Origin of the sequence: Burkholderia multivorans ATCC BAA-247 (assembly GCF_000959525.1) — a bacterium.
Classification (GTDB): domain Bacteria; phylum Pseudomonadota; class Gammaproteobacteria; order Burkholderiales; family Burkholderiaceae; genus Burkholderia; species Burkholderia multivorans.
The window spans coordinates 2122509-2138872 of record NZ_CP009831.1; the positions used below are offsets into that span (position 1 = coordinate 2122509).

Annotated in this window: 15 protein-coding genes; 8 read left to right on the plus strand and 7 right to left on the minus strand. The window is 68.3% G+C overall.

Annotated elements, in window-relative coordinates; all coding sequences use genetic code 11:
* Window positions 1-23: 23 nt before the first annotated feature.
* A complete protein-coding gene (locus NP80_RS11480) occupies window positions 24-953 on the minus strand; it encodes a 2-hydroxyacid dehydrogenase (protein WP_006411486.1) in 930 nt (309 codons plus the stop codon).
* 167 nt (window positions 954-1120) lie between these two features.
* On the opposite strand from NP80_RS11480, the gene osmF reads away from it, so the two are divergent.
* From osmF to NP80_RS11505, 5 genes are all read left to right on the plus strand, one after another.
* A complete protein-coding gene (gene osmF, locus NP80_RS11485; protein ID WP_006411484.1) occupies window positions 1121-2044 on the plus strand; it encodes a glycine betaine ABC transporter substrate-binding protein OsmF in 924 nt (307 codons plus the stop codon).
* Window positions 2041-3219 carry an ABC transporter permease gene (locus NP80_RS11490; protein ID WP_045593454.1) on the plus strand — a complete coding sequence of 393 codons (1179 nt, stop codon included), beginning with the start codon at window positions 2041-2043 and terminating at the stop codon, window positions 3217-3219. Before osmF ends, NP80_RS11490 begins: the two co-directional genes overlap by 4 nt.
* The gene (locus NP80_RS11495; protein WP_045593456.1) at window positions 3216-4154 is read left to right on the plus strand and encodes an ABC transporter ATP-binding protein; all 939 of its coding nucleotides are present in this window, start codon (window positions 3216-3218) and stop codon (window positions 4152-4154) included. The genes NP80_RS11490 and NP80_RS11495 overlap by 4 nt, the downstream gene beginning before the upstream one ends.
* The gene (locus tag NP80_RS11500) at window positions 4151-4942 is read left to right on the plus strand and encodes an ABC transporter permease (protein ID WP_045593458.1); all 792 of its coding nucleotides are present in this window, start codon (window positions 4151-4153) and stop codon (window positions 4940-4942) included. The genes NP80_RS11495 and NP80_RS11500 overlap by 4 nt, the downstream gene beginning before the upstream one ends.
* A 194-nt stretch (window positions 4943-5136) precedes the next feature.
* On the plus strand, window positions 5137-5796 hold the full coding sequence (locus NP80_RS11505; protein ID WP_006411878.1) for a lytic transglycosylase domain-containing protein: 660 nt from the start codon (window positions 5137-5139) through the stop codon (window positions 5794-5796).
* 210 nt (window positions 5797-6006) lie between these two features.
* Here the strand turns inward: NP80_RS11505 and NP80_RS11510 are convergent, their stop codons facing one another.
* The 6 genes from NP80_RS11510 to NP80_RS11535 are packed head-to-tail and all read right to left on the minus strand — an operon-like array spanning window position 6007 to window position 13035.
* Window positions 6007-6447 (minus strand): dihydroneopterin aldolase, encoded by a 441-nt coding sequence (locus NP80_RS11510; protein WP_006405983.1) that lies wholly within the window; start codon window positions 6445-6447, stop codon window positions 6007-6009.
* The gene (locus NP80_RS11515; protein ID WP_035489014.1) at window positions 6444-7076 is read right to left on the minus strand and encodes a sarcosine oxidase subunit gamma; all 633 of its coding nucleotides are present in this window, start codon (window positions 7074-7076) and stop codon (window positions 6444-6446) included. Before NP80_RS11515 ends, NP80_RS11510 begins: the two co-directional genes overlap by 4 nt.
* Window positions 7066-10077: a sarcosine oxidase subunit alpha family protein gene (locus NP80_RS11520; RefSeq protein ID WP_035948262.1), complete on the minus strand. Its 3012-nt coding sequence runs from the start codon at window positions 10075-10077 to the stop codon at window positions 7066-7068. The genes NP80_RS11515 and NP80_RS11520 overlap by 11 nt, the downstream gene beginning before the upstream one ends.
* Window positions 10074-10373 (minus strand): sarcosine oxidase subunit delta, encoded by a 300-nt coding sequence (locus NP80_RS11525; RefSeq protein WP_006396311.1) that lies wholly within the window; start codon window positions 10371-10373, stop codon window positions 10074-10076. Before NP80_RS11525 ends, NP80_RS11520 begins: the two co-directional genes overlap by 4 nt.
* Window positions 10374-10389: 16 nt before the next feature.
* Window positions 10390-11634 (minus strand): sarcosine oxidase subunit beta family protein, encoded by a 1245-nt coding sequence (locus NP80_RS11530; RefSeq protein WP_006396310.1) that lies wholly within the window; start codon window positions 11632-11634, stop codon window positions 10390-10392.
* 15 nt (window positions 11635-11649) lie between these two features.
* Window positions 11650-13035 (minus strand): L-serine ammonia-lyase, encoded by a 1386-nt coding sequence (locus NP80_RS11535; protein ID WP_006396309.1) that lies wholly within the window; start codon window positions 13033-13035, stop codon window positions 11650-11652.
* A 260-nt stretch (window positions 13036-13295) separates the two neighbouring features.
* Between NP80_RS11535 and NP80_RS11540 the strand changes: the two genes are divergently transcribed.
* From NP80_RS11540 to ltnD, 3 genes are all read left to right on the plus strand, one after another.
* On the plus strand, window positions 13296-14363 hold the full coding sequence (locus NP80_RS11540) for a GlxA family transcriptional regulator (RefSeq protein ID WP_006411879.1): 1068 nt from the start codon (window positions 13296-13298) through the stop codon (window positions 14361-14363).
* 347 nt (window positions 14364-14710) lie between these two features.
* A complete protein-coding gene (locus tag NP80_RS11545) occupies window positions 14711-15415 on the plus strand; it encodes a FadR/GntR family transcriptional regulator (RefSeq protein WP_006396307.1) in 705 nt (234 codons plus the stop codon).
* Window positions 15416-15462: 47 nt separating this feature from the next.
* Complete coding sequence (ltnD, locus tag NP80_RS11550; RefSeq protein WP_006411877.1) at window positions 15463-16353, plus strand: L-threonate dehydrogenase; 891 nt, start codon at window positions 15463-15465, stop codon at window positions 16351-16353.
* Window positions 16354-16364 lie beyond the last annotated feature (11 nt).

A 16364-nucleotide genomic window follows, 5' to 3' on the forward strand; every position in this document is an offset into this window, starting at 1 on the left:
GATGCGCGCGGCGGCGGCCGCACTCACAGCGGCGTGAGCAGCGGCTCGCCCGCGAAATGCCGCGCGGCGTTGTCGAGAAACTGCTGCACCGAACGATCGAGCGCCTCGGGCGACCAGCCGCCGAGGTGCGGCGTCAGCACGACGTTGTCGAGCGCGGTCAGCGCGCGCGGCGGTTCGGGTTCGCCTTCGTACACGTCGAGCGCCGCGCCCGCGAGGCGCCGTTCGCGCAGCGCGTCTGCCAAAGCAGCGGTATCGACGACGCTGCCGCGCGAAACGTTGACGAGAAACCCGTGCGGGCCCAGCGCATCGAGTACCGTGCGGTCGATCAGATGGCGCGTGCCCGCGCCGCCCGGCGTCGCGACGATCAGAAAATCGGCCCACTGCGCAAGCGCGTCGAGCCGTTCGAAGTAGCGGTACGGAACCTGCTTCGCCGCGCGGTTGTGATAGCCGATCTCGATGTCGAAGCCCGCCGCGCGCCGCGCGCATTTCTCGCCGATCCGGCCGAGCCCGACGATGCCGAGCCGCTTGGCCGACACGTTCGGCGGCATCGGCAACGCGTCGCGCCAGACGCCCGCGCGCGTCGCCGCATCGAGCCGCACGATGCCGCGTACCGCGGCGAGCAGCAGTGCGAACGCATGATCGGCGACGCAGTCGTCGTTGGTGCCGGCGCCGGTGACGACCGCGATCCCGCGCGCCTTGGCATGCGCGACGTCGATCTGCTCGTAGCCGGCGCCGAGCGCGCCGACGAGCGTGACCTGCGGCAGTGCATCGATCTCGTGCGCGGCGAGCCCCGTGCTGCCGTTGGTCAGCACCGCGCGGATCGTGCCGCCGTGCTCGGCGATCGTGCGTTCGCGCAGCTCGGCAGTCGGTGCATGGCGCACCTCGAACGACGCGGCAATGCGGCGCTGCGCGTCGTCGCGCAGCGGAATGAGGACCAGCAGTTCCGGTTTCATGGCAGCAGATGTCCGCAGGGCGGGAACGGCTTGCAGTGTAGCAAGGCCGCGCGCCGGCTGCCGGTTGTCCCCACGCGCGCAGGGGCCACGCGGCCGCGCGCGGTTTGCCAAAGCCGGCTCAGTCAAGTAAGTTTCGGCGTACGCCCCCGTCCTGGAGATTGGCCACGATGAAGCTCGCCCTGCCCGCCCGGATCCTGGGCCTCGCACTCGCCGCATCCGTCGTCGCACCCGGTGCACACGCGGATGCGCCCGTCGTCGTATCGTCGAAGATCGACACCGAAGGCAACCTGCTCGGCAACGTGATCGCGCAGGTGCTGAAGGCGCACGGCATTCCCGTCACCGAAAAGATCGCGCTCGGCGCGACGCCGATCGTACGCAAGGCGCTGACGAGCGGCGAGATCGACATCTACCCCGAATACACCGGCAACGCCGCCTTCTTCTTCAACAAGGCCGACGATCCGGTCTGGAAGAACGCGAGCCAAGGCTACGACACCGCGAAGCAGCTCGACTATGCGGCGAACCACCTCGTGTGGCTCGCGCCGGCGCCCGCCAACAACACGTGGGGCGTCGCCGTGCTGTCGTCGGTCGCGCAGGCGCGGCATCTGAAAACCTTCAGCGATTTCGGCAAGTGGGTCGCGGGCGGCGGCAACGTGAAGCTCGCCGCATCGGCGGAATTCGTCAACAGCGCATCGGCGCTGCCGTCGTTCGAGAAGGCGTACGGCTTCAAGCTGAAACCCGATCAGCTCGTCGTGCTGTCCGGCGGCGACACGGCCGCGACGATCAAGGCGGCCGCGAACCAGACCGACGGCGTGAACGCCGCGATGGTGTACGGCACCGACGGCGGGATCGCATCGAGCGGGCTCACGGTGCTCGACGACGACAAGCACGTGCAGCCCGTCTATGCACCGGCGCCGGTGATCCGCGAAGCGGTGCTGAAAGCGCATCCGCAGATCGCCGACTATCTGAAGCCCGTGTTCGCGAGCCTCGATCTGAAGACGCTGCAGATGCTCAACGCACGCATCCAGATCAACGGCGAGCCAGCGGCCGGCGTCGCCAAGAGCTATCTGAAATCGAAGGGCTTCGTGAAATGACGATGCGCGCGGCGGCCTGCGCGCGGCGCGTGACACCGGACAAGGTCGGCATCCTGATCGGCCTGCTGACGATCGTCGCCGTGCTCGGCATGCCGTTCGTCGTGCTGCGGCCGAATCGTATCGCGGCCGGCACCGGGCTGTCGGTGTTCGCGGCGCTGCCGGTCGCGCAGGGTGCGGCGCTCGCGACGCTGTGGATCGTCGGCGCACTCTGGGCGATGACGGCGAGCCGCCCGACGTGGCGGCTCGCGGCCGGCTGCACATGGCTCGCGACGCTCGCGTATGCGCTCGGCGCCGCCACGTCGCACGCGGTCGCACCCGACGACATGCTCGCGCGCGTGTCGCCGGCGGCCGGCGTGTGGGTGCTGCTGTTCGCGTGGGCCGTGCTCGTCGCGGACGCGCTCGCCCGGCTCGCGTTCGGTCCGTGGCGGAGGCTCGCCGCGCTCGTCGTCGCGATCGCGGCGGTGTCGGTGCCGCTCGCGACCGGCTGGTGGGACGGGCTCTCCGTGATGCGCGAATACGCGGTGCGCAGCGACGACTTCTGGCGCGAGGCAAGCCGTCATCTGTCGCTCGCGGGCGGCTCGGTCGCGGCCGCGCTCGTCGCGGGGCTGCCGCTCGGCATCGCATGCGCGCGCGCGGCGCCGGTGCGTGCAATCGTGATGCCGGTGCTCAATATCGTTCAGACGATTCCGAGCATCGCGATGTACGGGCTGATGATGGCGCCGCTCGGCCTGCTCGCCGCGCACGTGCCGCTCGCGGCAGCGCTCGGCGTGCGCGGCATCGGCGTCGCGCCCGCCGTGCTCGCGCTGTTCCTCTACTCGCTGCTGCCGATCGCGTCGAGCGTCGCGGTCGGGCTCGCGCAGGTGCCGCCGCATGTGACCGAAGCGGCGCGCGCGATGGGCATGACGCGCGCGCAGCGGCTGTTCCGCGTCGACCTCGTGCTTGCGCTGCCGGTGATCCTGAGCGGCGTGCGCGTCGTGCTCGTGCAGAACATCGGGCTGACCGCGGTCGCCGCGCTGATCGGCGGCGGCGGGTTCGGCACCTTCATCTTCCAGGGAATCGGGCAATCGGCGGCCGACCTCGTGCTGCTCGGCGCGATTCCGACGATCGCGCTCGCGCTCGCGGCCGCGGTCGTCTTCGAAGCCGCGACGTCGCTCGCGAAAGGACGGTCCGGATGATCGAAATCGATCGCGTCGGCAAACGCTTCGGCGACATCGTCGCCGTCGACGACGTCTCGCTGACGATGAAGCAAGGCACCATCACCGCGCTCGTCGGCGCATCGGGCAGCGGCAAGTCGACGCTGCTGCGGATGATCAACCGGCTGATCGCACCGACGAGCGGCACGATCCGCATCGACGGCACCGACACGGCCGGCGTGCCGCCCGAGCAGCTGCGGCGGCGCATCGGCTACGTGATTCAGGGGCACGGCCTGTTTCCGCACTGGAGCGTCGCGCGCAACATCGCGACCGTGCCGCGCCTGCTCGGCTGGCGCCCCGACCGCATCCGCGCGCGCGTCGCCGAACTGCTCGAGCTGTTCCATCTCGCGCCGGCCGAGTTCGCCGACAAGCTGCCGCACGAACTGTCGGGCGGCCAGCAGCAGCGCGTCGGCGTCGCGCGTGCGCTCGCGGCCGAGCCCGCGATGCTGCTGATGGACGAACCGTTCGGCGCGCTCGATCCGATCATCCGCAACAAGGCGCAGGACGATCTGCTCGCGCTGCAGCGGCGGCTCGGCATCACGGTCGTGATCGTCACGCACGACATCGAGGAAGCGCTGAAGCTCGGCGACACGATCGCCGTGATGGACGGCGGCCGCCTGCTGCAGGTCGCGACGCCGGGCGACATACTCGGCAATCCGGCCGAGGGTGTCGTCGAGCAGCTCGTCGCGGGCGTCGACCGCCCGTTGCGCCTGCTCGCGCTGACCCCGGTCGACGCTGTCGCCGAAGCGGGCCACGCGGACGGCGCGCCGATCGAGGCCGCGCGCACGCTGCGCGATGCGATCTCCGAGCTGCTGTGGCGCGGCGTCGATGCGCTGCCGGTCGACGACGGCCACGGCCGTCCGTCGCGCCGCATCACGCTCGACGCGATCCGCGCGCATGCGAGGAAGCCCGCATGAATGCGCGCGATGCGCTGCGCGGTACGCCGTCGGCGTCGCGGCCGTTCACGGCGCGCCGGCTCGTCGCGCCCGCGGCGCGCGCGGCCGCGCTCGCGCTGCTGCTCGTGCTGCTGCTGCGCCCGGCCTGGCTGCACGGCTGCTTCGCGCCGTTCGCCGACAACGGCGCTCCGGTGATCTACGATCGCGCAAGCCTGCTCGATCTCACGCTCGCGCATCTCGGTACGGTCGCGCTGTCGAGCGCGATCGGCACGCTGATCGCGGTCGCGGCCGGCATCGCCGTCACACGGCCGTTCGGCGCGGACTTCCTGCCGGTCGCACGCAGCATCGTCGACATCGGTCAGACCTTTCCGCCGGTCGCCGTGCTCGCGCTCGCGGTGCCGGCCGTCGGCTTCGGATTGAAGCCCGTGCTGATCGCACTCGTGCTGTACGGGCTGCTGCCCGTGTTCGAAAGCACGATCGCCGGGCTCGAGGACGTGCCGCGCGACGTCGTCGAAGCCGCGTGTGGAATGGGGATGAGCGGCTGGCAGCGGCTGATGTCGGTCGAGCTGCCGCTCGCGTTTCCGGTGATCGTCAACGGCATCCGGCTCGCGGTCGTGATCAATCTCGGCACTGCGACGATCGGCTCGACGGTCGCCGCGCGCGGGCTCGGCGACGTGATCATCGCCGGCCTGCAGACGTCGAACACCGCGTTCGTGCTGCAAGGCGGCGTGATCGTCGGGCTGCTCGCGGTGCTCGTCAGCGATGCGATCGGCGCGGTGGCGCGCATCGCGGCCGCGCGACGCGCGTAGCGCATAACGCGTGGTGCGTGGTGCATAACGCGTTGCGCGACGCGACCATTCGTCAGGACGCCGTTGGGTGTTCATGCAACCGGTTTAGCGCCGCCCGTCACACACCTACAGATCGCTTTCGTTCGAGCGCCGCTTCGAATGCGCGACGGAATTGGCCGATATACTGTGCGCCTTCCGTTCTCCCCCATTCGCCCATGCGACGGTTACTCTGGCTGATCGTGCTTTCGTTCGGCGTCGCGCACCAGGCGTCGGCGCAACCGGCATCGGCGCCGGCCGCGCCCGCTGCCGCGGACGTTGCGGCCGCATCGACCGCGCTGCCCGCATCCGACCCGCTCGCCGCCGCCGATCAGCCGAACGAAGCCAATCGGCGGATCACGGCGTATCTGACGAAGAAGTTCGGCGTCGCGAAGGAAAAGGCGATCAAGCTCGCGGACATCGTCAGCGCGACCGCGACGAAATATTCGCTGCCGCCGGCGCTCGTCTACGCGATCATCTCGATCGAATCGCGCTTCCAGGAAAAGGCGCGCGGCCAGCATGGCGCGACCGGGCTGATGCAGGTCGTGCCGGCCGCGCATCGCGGGCTGCTGCGCAACGTGACGGATCTGACCGAGCCGAACGCGAACGTCGAGGCCGGCTCGGCCATCCTGTCCGGCTATGTGAAAGCGGCCGGCGGCAACGTGCAGGCCGCGCTGAAGAGCTACGGCGGATCGAATGCGTATGCGGCGAAGGTGCTGCAGCGCGTCGATTCGTTCCGCTTCGTGCTCGAGCCGGCCGACGAGGCGAAAGCCGGCAGCGATGCGAAGGCGCGCATGGTGCCGGTCGGCGATTCGTCGCCGGCGCCGCGCAAGCCGTAAGCGGGCGCCGCGCGAATCACGGAGCAGGCAGGCAAGGATAAAGCGCTGTCGGCGCGACGCCACAACATACCTACGAAAATATCGGCATTACAGGCGCACCAATGCAGAACGGCCCATTGTTCCGATATTTCAGGAACAACGGGCCGCTTCCCGTCGGTCGCATCGATTATTCCGATATTCCAGGAATAATCCCGCCCGCACCGCCAGCGCTCAGATCTGCCCGGCCGCGCCCGTCCACCGCAGGTAATCGCCGCGCGTCCAGTCGAGCGACACGCCGACGCGCTTCGTGCCCGGCCGGATCTTCGGCTTGTGCACCGACAGCGTCAGCGATTCGAGGGCGGGCCATTCGCGAAACGACAGTGCCGCGATGTCGGCGACGAGCGTCTCGAGCAAGCGCGTATGCGGCTTGTGCGCGAGATACGACGCGATCCGCGCGCAGTAGCCGTCGTAATCGATCCACTCGCCCTGCTCGCTCGGCTCGCAGCGATACTCGAGCCGCGCATCGATCACGATCGGCTGCGGCGCCTCGTGCTCGTGCGCGTGAATGCCGACGCGCGCGGGCACCTTCAGTTCGTCGACGAACACGCTCCAGCCGCGCCCGCGCAGGCGCGGTCCGTCGACCGCCGCGAACGGTTCGTCGAACGGCTTCATGATGCGAGCGGCGCCGCGGCGTCGAGCATGATGCGCACGAAATAGTCGGCGAAGCTGCGGCGCACGACGATCTCGTACGACGCGTCGCCGGTCGGGATCAGCACGATCGACGCCTTGAAGTAGTGCGACTGCGCGCACTGGCCCGGCTTCAGCACGCGCGGATGCAGATCGAGCGGGCAGCCGCGTGCGAGCACGTCGCGCACGCGCTCGCCGCCGATCTCGACGACCGTGTAGCCGCTGCCGACGTCGACCGCCGCCGCATACGAACCCTGCACGGCCTCGGCGAGCTGCGCTTCGAGCACGCCGGCCTGCACGGGCCCGTTCGAGCGCACGAGCCATTCGTCGGGACCGAGCCACAGCACGTCGTAGTCGGCGCTGCGCGCGACGGTGTTCGGCTCGGCCGGCGGCCGGCAGCCGACCACGCGCTCGAACGCGCCGACGAACGCCGGATCGCTCAGCTCACCGCGCACGTTCACGAGATCGAGGAACGGCCGCTCGCGCAGCGTGAACTTCTTCGAGGCGCGCGCCTGATGCGTTTTCAGCAGGTCGGCCGCGCCGACGAACGGCGACTCGAGCCGCACGCTGCCCGTGCCCGCCACCGGCGTCTGGTTTCTGGTCTCATTCCACATGCTGGCGCACCCCTTCCGTATCGTAGAAAACCGGGCTCGAGATCTTCGCGGTGACGCGCTTGCCGTTGGCCAGCGGAATCACGACGCTCTCGCCCATCTTGTTCAATCCGCCCTTCACCACTGCCAGCGCGATCGAGCGCTTCAGGATCGGGCTGTAGTAGCTCGACGTCACGTGGCCGATCATCGGCGTCGGTTCGACCGTCGAAATCTGCGTGTCCTTCGCGACGATCTGGGCGCCTTCCGGCAGCACGAACTGCTCGTCCTCGGTCAGCAGGCCGACGAACTGCTTGCGGCCTTCCTTCGCCGTGTCCGAACGCGACAGCGAACGCTTGCCGAGGAAGTCCTTCGACTTCGCGACGAGCCCGCCCATCCCGAGGTCGTACGGCGTGACCGAGCCGTCCGTGTCCTGACCGACGATGATGTAGCCCTTCTCCGCACGCAGCACATGCATCGTCTCGGTGCCGTACGGCGTGATGTCGAACTCGGCGCCCGCCGCCATCAGCGCTTCCCACACCGCGCGGCCCGCATTGGCCGGCACGTTGACTTCGTACGCGAGTTCGCCGGAGAAGCTGATCCGCATCACGCGCGCCTTCACGCCCGCGACGGTGCCGTTCCGGTAGCTCATGAACGGGAACGCTTCGTTGCCGAAGTCGATGTCCTGGCAGACCTTCTGCACGACCTTGCGGCTCTTCGGGCCGACCACCGCGAACGTCGCCCAGTGATCGGTGACGGACGCGAGGCGCACCTTCATGTCGGGCCATTCCGTCTGCAGCCAGCGCTCGAGCCACGTGAGCACGCGCGCGGCGCCGCCCGTCGTCGTCGTCATCATGAAGTGCTGATCGGCGAGGCGCACCGTCACGCCGTCGTCGAACACCATGCCGTTTTCGTCGAGCATCAGCCCGTAGCGGCACTTGCCGACCTCGAGCTTGTTCCACGGGTTCGTGTACATCCAGTTCAGCAGCTTCACCGCATCGGGGCCCTGGATGTCGATCTTGCCGAGCGTCGAGGCATCGAGAATGCCGACGCTGTTGCGCACCGCGAGACATTCGCGCTTCACGGCCGCATGCAGATCCTCGCCCTTCTTCGGGAAGTACCACGGGCGCTTCCAGTTGCCGACGTCCTCGAACATCGCGCCGTGCTCGACGTGCCATTCGTGCACGCAGGTCTTGCGGATCGGATCGAGGAAGTCGCCGAGCTCGCGGCCCGCGAACGTGCCGAACGACACGGGCGTGTAGTTCGGGCGGAACGTCGTCGTGCCCGTTTCCGGAATCGTCTTGCCGAGCGCCTGCGCGAGAATCGCCATCCCGTTGATGTTGCCGAGCTTGCCCTGATCGGTGCCGAAGCCCATCGCGGTATAGCGCTTCACGTGCTCGATCGACTCGAAGCCTTCACGTGCGGCCAGCAGGATGTCCGCCGCCGACACATCGTTCTGGAAGTCGACGAACTGCTTCGGCCCGCGCGCGGCGGCCTCGCGGCTGCCGACGAGCCAGAGCGGCTGCAGTGCGCCTTCGACCGTTTCGGCAACCTGCGGCGCCACCGGGCGCTGCGCGGCCGTGAAACCGGCCGCTTTCGCCGCTTCCGCACCGGCGTCGAGCGCGAGGCGCAGTGCGCGCGCCAGCCCGAACTCGCCGGCGGCCGCGCCGACGCTCGCCTCGGCCTGCACCGGCTTGCCGGGCAGGAAGCACGCCTTCTCGTCGCTCCAGCACGCCTTGCCGCCCGACTGCGCGAACAGGTGCAGCACGGGGCTGAAGCCGCCCGACATCGCGAGGAGGTCGCACGGCAGCGTCTGCAGCTTGCCGCCGGTCTGGCCGTTCGTATAGGACGCGACGTCGACCGACGATACGCGCCACTTGCCCGAGGCGGCCGTCACGACCGTCCCGCTCATCACCGTCACGCCCTGCCGCTTCGCGGCGGCCGGCAGCGCGCCGTTCGACGACGCGCGCGAATCGACGATCGTCACCTTCGCGCCGCAGGCCTTCAGATCGAGCGCGGTCTGGTACGCACGGTCGTTGTTCGTGAACACGACCGCATTGCGCCCCGGCAGCACGCCGAAGCGATGAATGTAGGTCGACACCGCGCCGGCCAGCATCACGCCGGGCAGATCGTTGTTGCCGAATACGATCGGCCGCTCGTGCGCGCCGGTCGCGAGAATCACGCGCTTCGCACGCACCTTCCACAGCAGTTCGCGCGTGCCCTTGCGCATCGACACCGGCAGGTGATCGGTCAGGCGCTGCGTGATCGTCACGAGGTTGTGATCCTGATAGCCGAACGCGGTGCTGCGCGACAGGATCGTCACGTCCGGCAGCTTGCGCAGCTCGGCCTCGATCTTCTCGACCCATTGCAGCGCCGGCTTGCCGTCGATCTCCGCACGGCACGACAGCAGGCTGCCGCCGAGCTCGCGCTGATCGTCGACGAGCATCACGCGCGCACCGGCCGTCGCCGCCGCGTGCGCAGCGGCGAGACCCGACGGGCCACCGCCGACCACGAGCACGTCGCAATGCGCGTAGCACTTGTCGTAGCGATCGGCGTCGAGCGTGTCGGGCGCCTTGCCGAGGCCGGCCGCCTCGCGGATCTTCTCTTCATACTTCGGCCACATCTTGCGCGGCCACATGAAGGTCTTGTAGTAGAAACCGGCGGGCAGGAAACGCGACAGCTTCTGGTTGATCGCGTATTTGTCGTTCTCGAGCGACGGCTCCGCATTCACGCTCGTCGCGACGAGCCCCTGATACAGCTCGATCTCGGTCGCGCGCGCATTCGGCACCGTGTACGGGCCCGACTCGAGCTGCACGACGGCATTCGGTTCCTCGACGCCGGCCGTCACGATCCCGCGCGGACGGTGATACTTGAAGCTGCGCGCAACGAAGTGCACGCCGTTCGCGAGCAGTGCGGACGCGAGCGTGTCGCCCTGGAAGCCCTGATACGTGCGTCCGTTGAACGTGAACGTCAGCGGAATCGCGCGATTGATGCGGCCACCGGTGCCGAGGCGGTCTTTCTGGCTCATTTGCTCGTGCCCTCTTCGTGTGCGTTGCCGGCGGTTGCCCCGCCGAACTTCTCGTAGCTCTTGATTTCGTACGTGACGGTGTCGCGCGTGACCTTGAACCAGCGGCGGCAGCCCTGCGTGTGCAGCCATTGCTCCTTGTGGAGCCCGCGCTTGTTCTCGCGCATGAACACGTACTCGCCCCACTCGCGGTCGGTCATCGTTTCATTCGCGACCGGGCGCACGATGTCGGCTTCGCCGCCGCACGTGAACTCGGATTCGGCGCGCGGCCCGCACCACGGACATTCGATCAGCAACATGTTGGTTTCTCCTCGTTCAGTGCGCGACGGCGGCGGCGCCGTGTTCGTCGATCAGGTGGCCGGTGTAGAAGCGGTCGAGCGAGAACGGCGCGTTCAGGGGATGCGGTTCGTCGCGAGCGATCGTATGGGCGAACACCCAGCCCGAGCCCGGCGTCGCCTTGAAGCCGCCCGTCCCCCAGCCGCAGTTGAAATACAGCCCCTTCACGTCGGTCTTGCTGATGATCGGGCAGGCGTCCGGCGACACGTCGACGATGCCGCCCCACTGACGGTTCATGCGCACGCGCGAGAACACCGGGAACATTTCGACGATCGCCTGCAGCGTGCCTTCGATGATGTGGAAGCTGCCGCGCTGGCCGAAGCCCGTGTATTGGTCGATGCCCGCGCCGATCACGAGGTCGCCCTTGTCGGACTGGCTGATGTACGCGTGCACGGCGTTCGACATGATCACCGAGTTGACGACCGGCTTGATCGGCTCGGACACGAGCGCCTGCAGCGGATGGCTTTCGATCGGCAGCCGCACGCCGGCCATGTCGGCGAGCGTCGTCGTGTTGCCGGCCGCGACCACCGCGACCTTCTTCGCCTTGATGAAGCCCTTGACCGTGTCGACGCCGACCACCGCGCCGCCTTCGCGGCGAATGCCGGTGACCTGGCAGTTCTGGATGATGTCGACGCCCGCGCGGTCCGCGCCGCGCGCGAAGCCCCATGCGACGGCGTCGTGACGCGCGACGCCCGCGCGACGCTGGATCGATGCGCCGAGCACCGGATAGCGGCTGTTCAGGTTGATCGTCGGCTCGATTTCCTTCACCTGTGCGGGCGTCAGGAATTCCGCATCGACGCCGTTGAGCCGGTTCGCGTTCACGCGGCGCTCGGTGTCGCGCACGTCCTGCAGCGTGTGCGCGAGGTTCATCACGCCGCGCTGGCTGAACATCACGTTGTAGTTGAGGTCCTGCGACAGCCCTTCCCAGAGCTTCATCGCCTTCTCGTACAGCGCGGCCGATTCGTCCCACAGATAGTTCGAGCGCACGATCGTCGTGTTGCGCGCGGTGTTGCCGCCGCCGATCCAGCCTTTCTCGAGAATCGCGACGTTCGTGATCCCGTGCTCCTTCGCGAGGTAGTACGCGGTCGCGAGCCCGTGCCCGCCGCCGCCGACGATCACGACGTCGTACTCACGCTTGGGCTCGGGGCTCTTCCATTGCTTCTCCCAGTTCTCGTGATACGAGAGGCCGTTGCGGAACAGGCTGAATATCGAGTAGCGGCTCATGTTGATGGTCCTTCGTTAGCATTCGATGACGTTCACGGCCAGACCGCCGCGCGACGTTTCCTTGTATTTCGTCTTCATGTCGGCGCCCGTCTCGCGCATCGTCTTGATGACCGAGTCGAGCGACACGTAGTGCTGACCGTTGCCCTTCAGCGCCATGCGCGACGCGTTCAGCGCCTTGATCGCGCCCATCGCGTTGCGCTCGATGCACGGGATCTGCACGAGCCCGCCGACCGGGTCGCAGGTCATCCCGAGGTTGTGCTCCATGCCGATTTCGGCGGCGTTCTCGACCTGGTCCGGCGTGCCGCCCATCACGGCCGCGAGCGCGGCCGCGGCCATCGAGCATGCGACGCCGACTTCGCCCTGGCAACCGACTTCCGCGCCGGAGATCGACGCGGTTTCCTTGTAGATGATTCCGATCGCCGCGGCGGTCAGCAGGAATTCGACGATGCCCGCCTCGTTCGAGCCCGGCACGAACTTCACGTAGTAGTGCAGCACGGCCGGAATCACGCCTGCCGCGCCGTTGGTCGGCGCGGTGACGACGCGCCCGCCCGCCGCGTTCTCCTCGTTGACGGCCATCGCATAGAGGTTGACCCAGTCGAGCATCGACAACGGATCGCGCAGCGATTCCTCGGAGCGCGCACGCAGCCGCGCATTCAGTTCGGCCGCGCGGCGCTTGACGCGCATCGGGCCCGGCAGATCGCCCTCGACCTTGCAGCCGCGCTCGACGCAGGCGGCCATCGTGCGCCAGATCGCGAGCAGCCCCGCACGCACTTCGTCTTCCGGACGCAGCGCGCATTCGTTGCGCATCATCAGCTCGGCGATCGACAGCCCGTGCTCGCGGCACTGGCGCATCAGGTCGTCGCCGGTGCGAAACGGATACGGCACCTCGGCCGCCGCGCGCACGCCGTTGACGCGATCGCCGTCGCGGTTCACGACGAAGCCGCCGCCGATCGAGTAATACTCCTTCTCGACGAGCAGTTGACCGTGTTCGTCGAACGCCTGGAAGCGCATGCCGTTCGGGTGCACGATGCTCGTGCCCGTCATCAGCTTCCGGTAGAAGCCGATGTGCTCCTTCTCATCGAAGCGGATCGTCTGCTTGCCGAGCAGCGACAGCGACTTCTCGGCGCGGATCGCGGCGAGGCGCGGCTCGATCAGATCCGGATCGATCGTGTCCGGCAGATGGCCCTCGAGGCCGAGCAGCACGGCCTTGTCGGTGCCGTGGCCCTTGCCCGTGGCGCCGAGCGAGCCGTACAGCTCGACGCGCACGCGGCGCACGAAGCCGAGCAGGTTCGCGTCCTCCACGTGCGACGCGAAGCGGCACGCCGCGATCATCGGTCCGACCGTATGCGAACTGGACGGTCCGATGCCGATCTTGAACAGGTCGAAAACGCTGACGTTCATCTGGCTTCCTCTGGATGGCACTGCAAAGTGACGTTGGACGCCAGTACATCAAAGCGTAAAATCCGCCGATAGAACAAAAACGGCATCGGCGTGGGATAGCGCCGCCAAGCGCTCGGCCGCCCGGCCCGAAAGTGCGTTTTGGCGATGGTTCGCGACGAAAAACCACAAGTCCGGCCGCGTCCGCATCGCGCGGCCGCGCGCCGGTTGCCGTATCCTGAACAGCGTGAGACCGCCCGCCCGGCGTAACGAGATTTGCCGCAATGACACCCGACGTACCCGCTTCCCCTCTCGCCGAACCGGCGCCGCGGCGCATCCGCTTCGGCATCGTGCTGCTGCCGAACTTCACGCTCACCGCGTTCTCCGGGTTCGTCGACATGCTGCGGCTGTCCGCCGACGACGGCGACTACAGCAAGCCCGTGCGCTGCGCGTGGAGCGTGATCGGCGACACGCTCGCGCCGGTGCGCGCGAGCTGCGGGATCCAGATCACGCCGTGGGAAACGTTCGATGCGGCCGAGCCGTTCGATTACGTGGTCGTCGTCGGCGGGCTGCTGCACTCGGGACCGCAAGCCGGCCCCGAAACGCTCGAGTTCATCCGTCGCGCGGCCGCGCGGGGCGCCACGATCGTCGGGATCTGCACGGGCGTGTTTACGCTGATGCGCGCCGGCGTCCTCGACGGCTACCGCACCTGCGTGAGCTGGTTCCATTACTGGGATTTCATCGAGCGCTTTCCGAACGCCGATCCCGATCTGCTGATCGCCGACCGGCTGTTCGTGATCGACCGGCGGCGCATCACCTGCTCGGGCGGGCGCGCATCGATCGACGTTGCCGCCGCGATTCTGCTGCGCCACTTCGAGCACGCGACCGTGCAGAAGGCGCTGCGCATCCTGCTCGTCGGCGAGATGCAGAAGGGCAATGCGCCGCAGCCGCATCCGCCGGGCCTCGAGCCCGCGACGCATCCGAAGGTCAAGCGCGCGATTCTTCTGATGGAACAGCATGTCGGGCGCGCGCTGCCGCTCGAGGAACTCGCATGCAAGCTCGATCTGTCGACGCGGCAGCTCGAGCGGCTGTTCAAGGCCGAAACCGGCAAGAGCCCGCAGGCGTTCGCGAAGCAGGTGCGGCTGCGCACGGCCGCCTGGCTGCTGACCAGTTCGGACCGCACCGTCGCCGACATCGCGTCGAGCTGTGGATTCGCCGACGCGTCGCATCTCGGGCGCGAGTTCCGCAAGCAGTTCGGCGTGCCGCCGGCCGCGTATCGCGAGCGTGGCGGCGACGAAGCGGCAGCCGCCGCGAGCGTGACGGACGACGCGCTTCACGACGAAGTCGAGTGAGCGGGCAGTCCGTCGGCGCGTGACGATCGGCCTGCGCCAGCGCGAAAACCAGACGTTCATGCCGCGCGTGTGCCGGCGCCCCCGCTCGAGCGCCAGCAGAGTGGCTACGGACTGACCGAGCGCGGCCCTTCTCCCGGTTCTCCCTGCTCCAGTCGAGCCGCGCAATTCCCTGCCGCTCGCCTCCGACGGCGCGGCCGCGCAATCACATTGCGCGCCGTTCGCGTCAAAATGGAACCGGTTCCAGTCAGTTTCGCCGATGTTCGTGCATTTTGACCGAGGGTATTCCCGGATGCCTCACCGCGATCAAATTTGTATGATGACCACATCACCTTACAAGCTATCGCGTCATGTTCGAGAAAATCCCTGCCCGTGCGATGAGCGACCACGTCGCGCAGCAGCTGCTGAAGCAGATCGAAGCCGGCAGCTTCGTGGCGACCGGCAAGCTGCCGACCGAAGCGGTGCTCGCGCAGGAATTCGGCGTGAGCCGCACCGTCATTCGTGAAGCGATCTCGCGGCTGAAGAACGAAGGCGTCGTCGAGCCGCGCCAGGGCAGCGGCGTGTACGTGAACCAGCACGGCGCGATCCGGCCGCTGCGCATCGACTATGCGGAAGCGGTCGAGGCGAGCTCGCTGCCGCATCTGCTCGCGGTGCGTCGCGCGATCGAAGCCGAAGTCGCGGCCGAAGCCGCGCTGCGTCACAGCGACGAAGACATGGCCGACATCGACGACGCGCTGCGCAAGATCGACGAAGCGGTCGCCGAGGGGCGCGACGGCGTCGCCGAGGACGTCGCGTTCCACCGTACGATCGCGGCCGTCACGGGCAACCCGTACTTCCTCAAGACGCTGCAGTTCCTGAACCAGTATCTCGAAGCGGGCGTGAAGGTCACGCGCCGCAACGAAGCCACGCGCGAGGACTTCTCACGGCAGGTGCGCGAAGAACATGCGGCGATCGCCGACGCGATCCGCTCGCGCGATCCGATGGCCGCGCGCAACGCGGCGCGCACGCACATGTACAACGCTGCGCGCCGTCTCGCGGAAGCCGGCATCTGCTGACGCCGCGGCGCATTCCCGAATCTGTTCCGAATCGATCAAGGTTGACCATGTCACGAAATGTTGGAGTCATCGGCCTCGGCGCGATGGGCCTCGGCGTCGCGCGTTCGCTGCTGCGCGCGGGCTTTCGCGTGCACGCATGCGACGTCCGTGAAGCGGTGCTGCACGCGTTCGCGGCCGAAGGCGGCATCGCCTGCGCGACGCCGGCCGAACTCGGCGCGCAGTGCGACGTCGTCGTCACGCTCGTCGTCAATGCCGCGCAGACGGAAACGGTGCTGTTCGGCGAACACGGCGCGGTCGCGTCGATGAAGCCGGGCGGCGTCGTGATCGCGAGCGCGACCGTCGCGCCCGACTTCGCGGTCGCGCTCGGCGCGCGCATCGAGGCGGCCGGCCTGCAGATGCTCGACGCGCCGGTGTCGGGCGGTGCCGCGCGCGCGGCGTCCGGCGAGATGACGATGATGACGTCCGGCCCCGCCGCCGCATACGCGGCGTGCGAAGACGTGCTCGCCGCGATGGCGGGCAAGGTCTACCGTCTCGGCGATACGCACGGTGTCGGCTCGAAGGTCAAGATCATCAACCAGCTGCTGGCCGGCGTGCATATCGCGGCCGCCGCCGAAGCGATGGCGCTCGGCCTGCGCGAAGGCGTCGATCCCGATGCGCTGTACGACGTGATCACGCACAGTGCCGGCAATTCGTGGATGTTCGAGAACCGCGTGCCGCACATCCTGAACGGCGACTACACGCCGCTGTCGGCCGTCGACATCTTCGTGAAGGATCTCGGCCTCGTGCTCGACACCGCACGCCGCAGCAAATTCCCGCTGCCGCTGTCGGCGACCGCGCACCAGATGTTCATGAGCGCGTCGAGCGCCGGTCACGGCGGCGAGGACGATTCCGCCGTGATCAAGACTTTTCCCGGCATCACGCTGCCGCCCGCCCGCTGATTCGAACCACG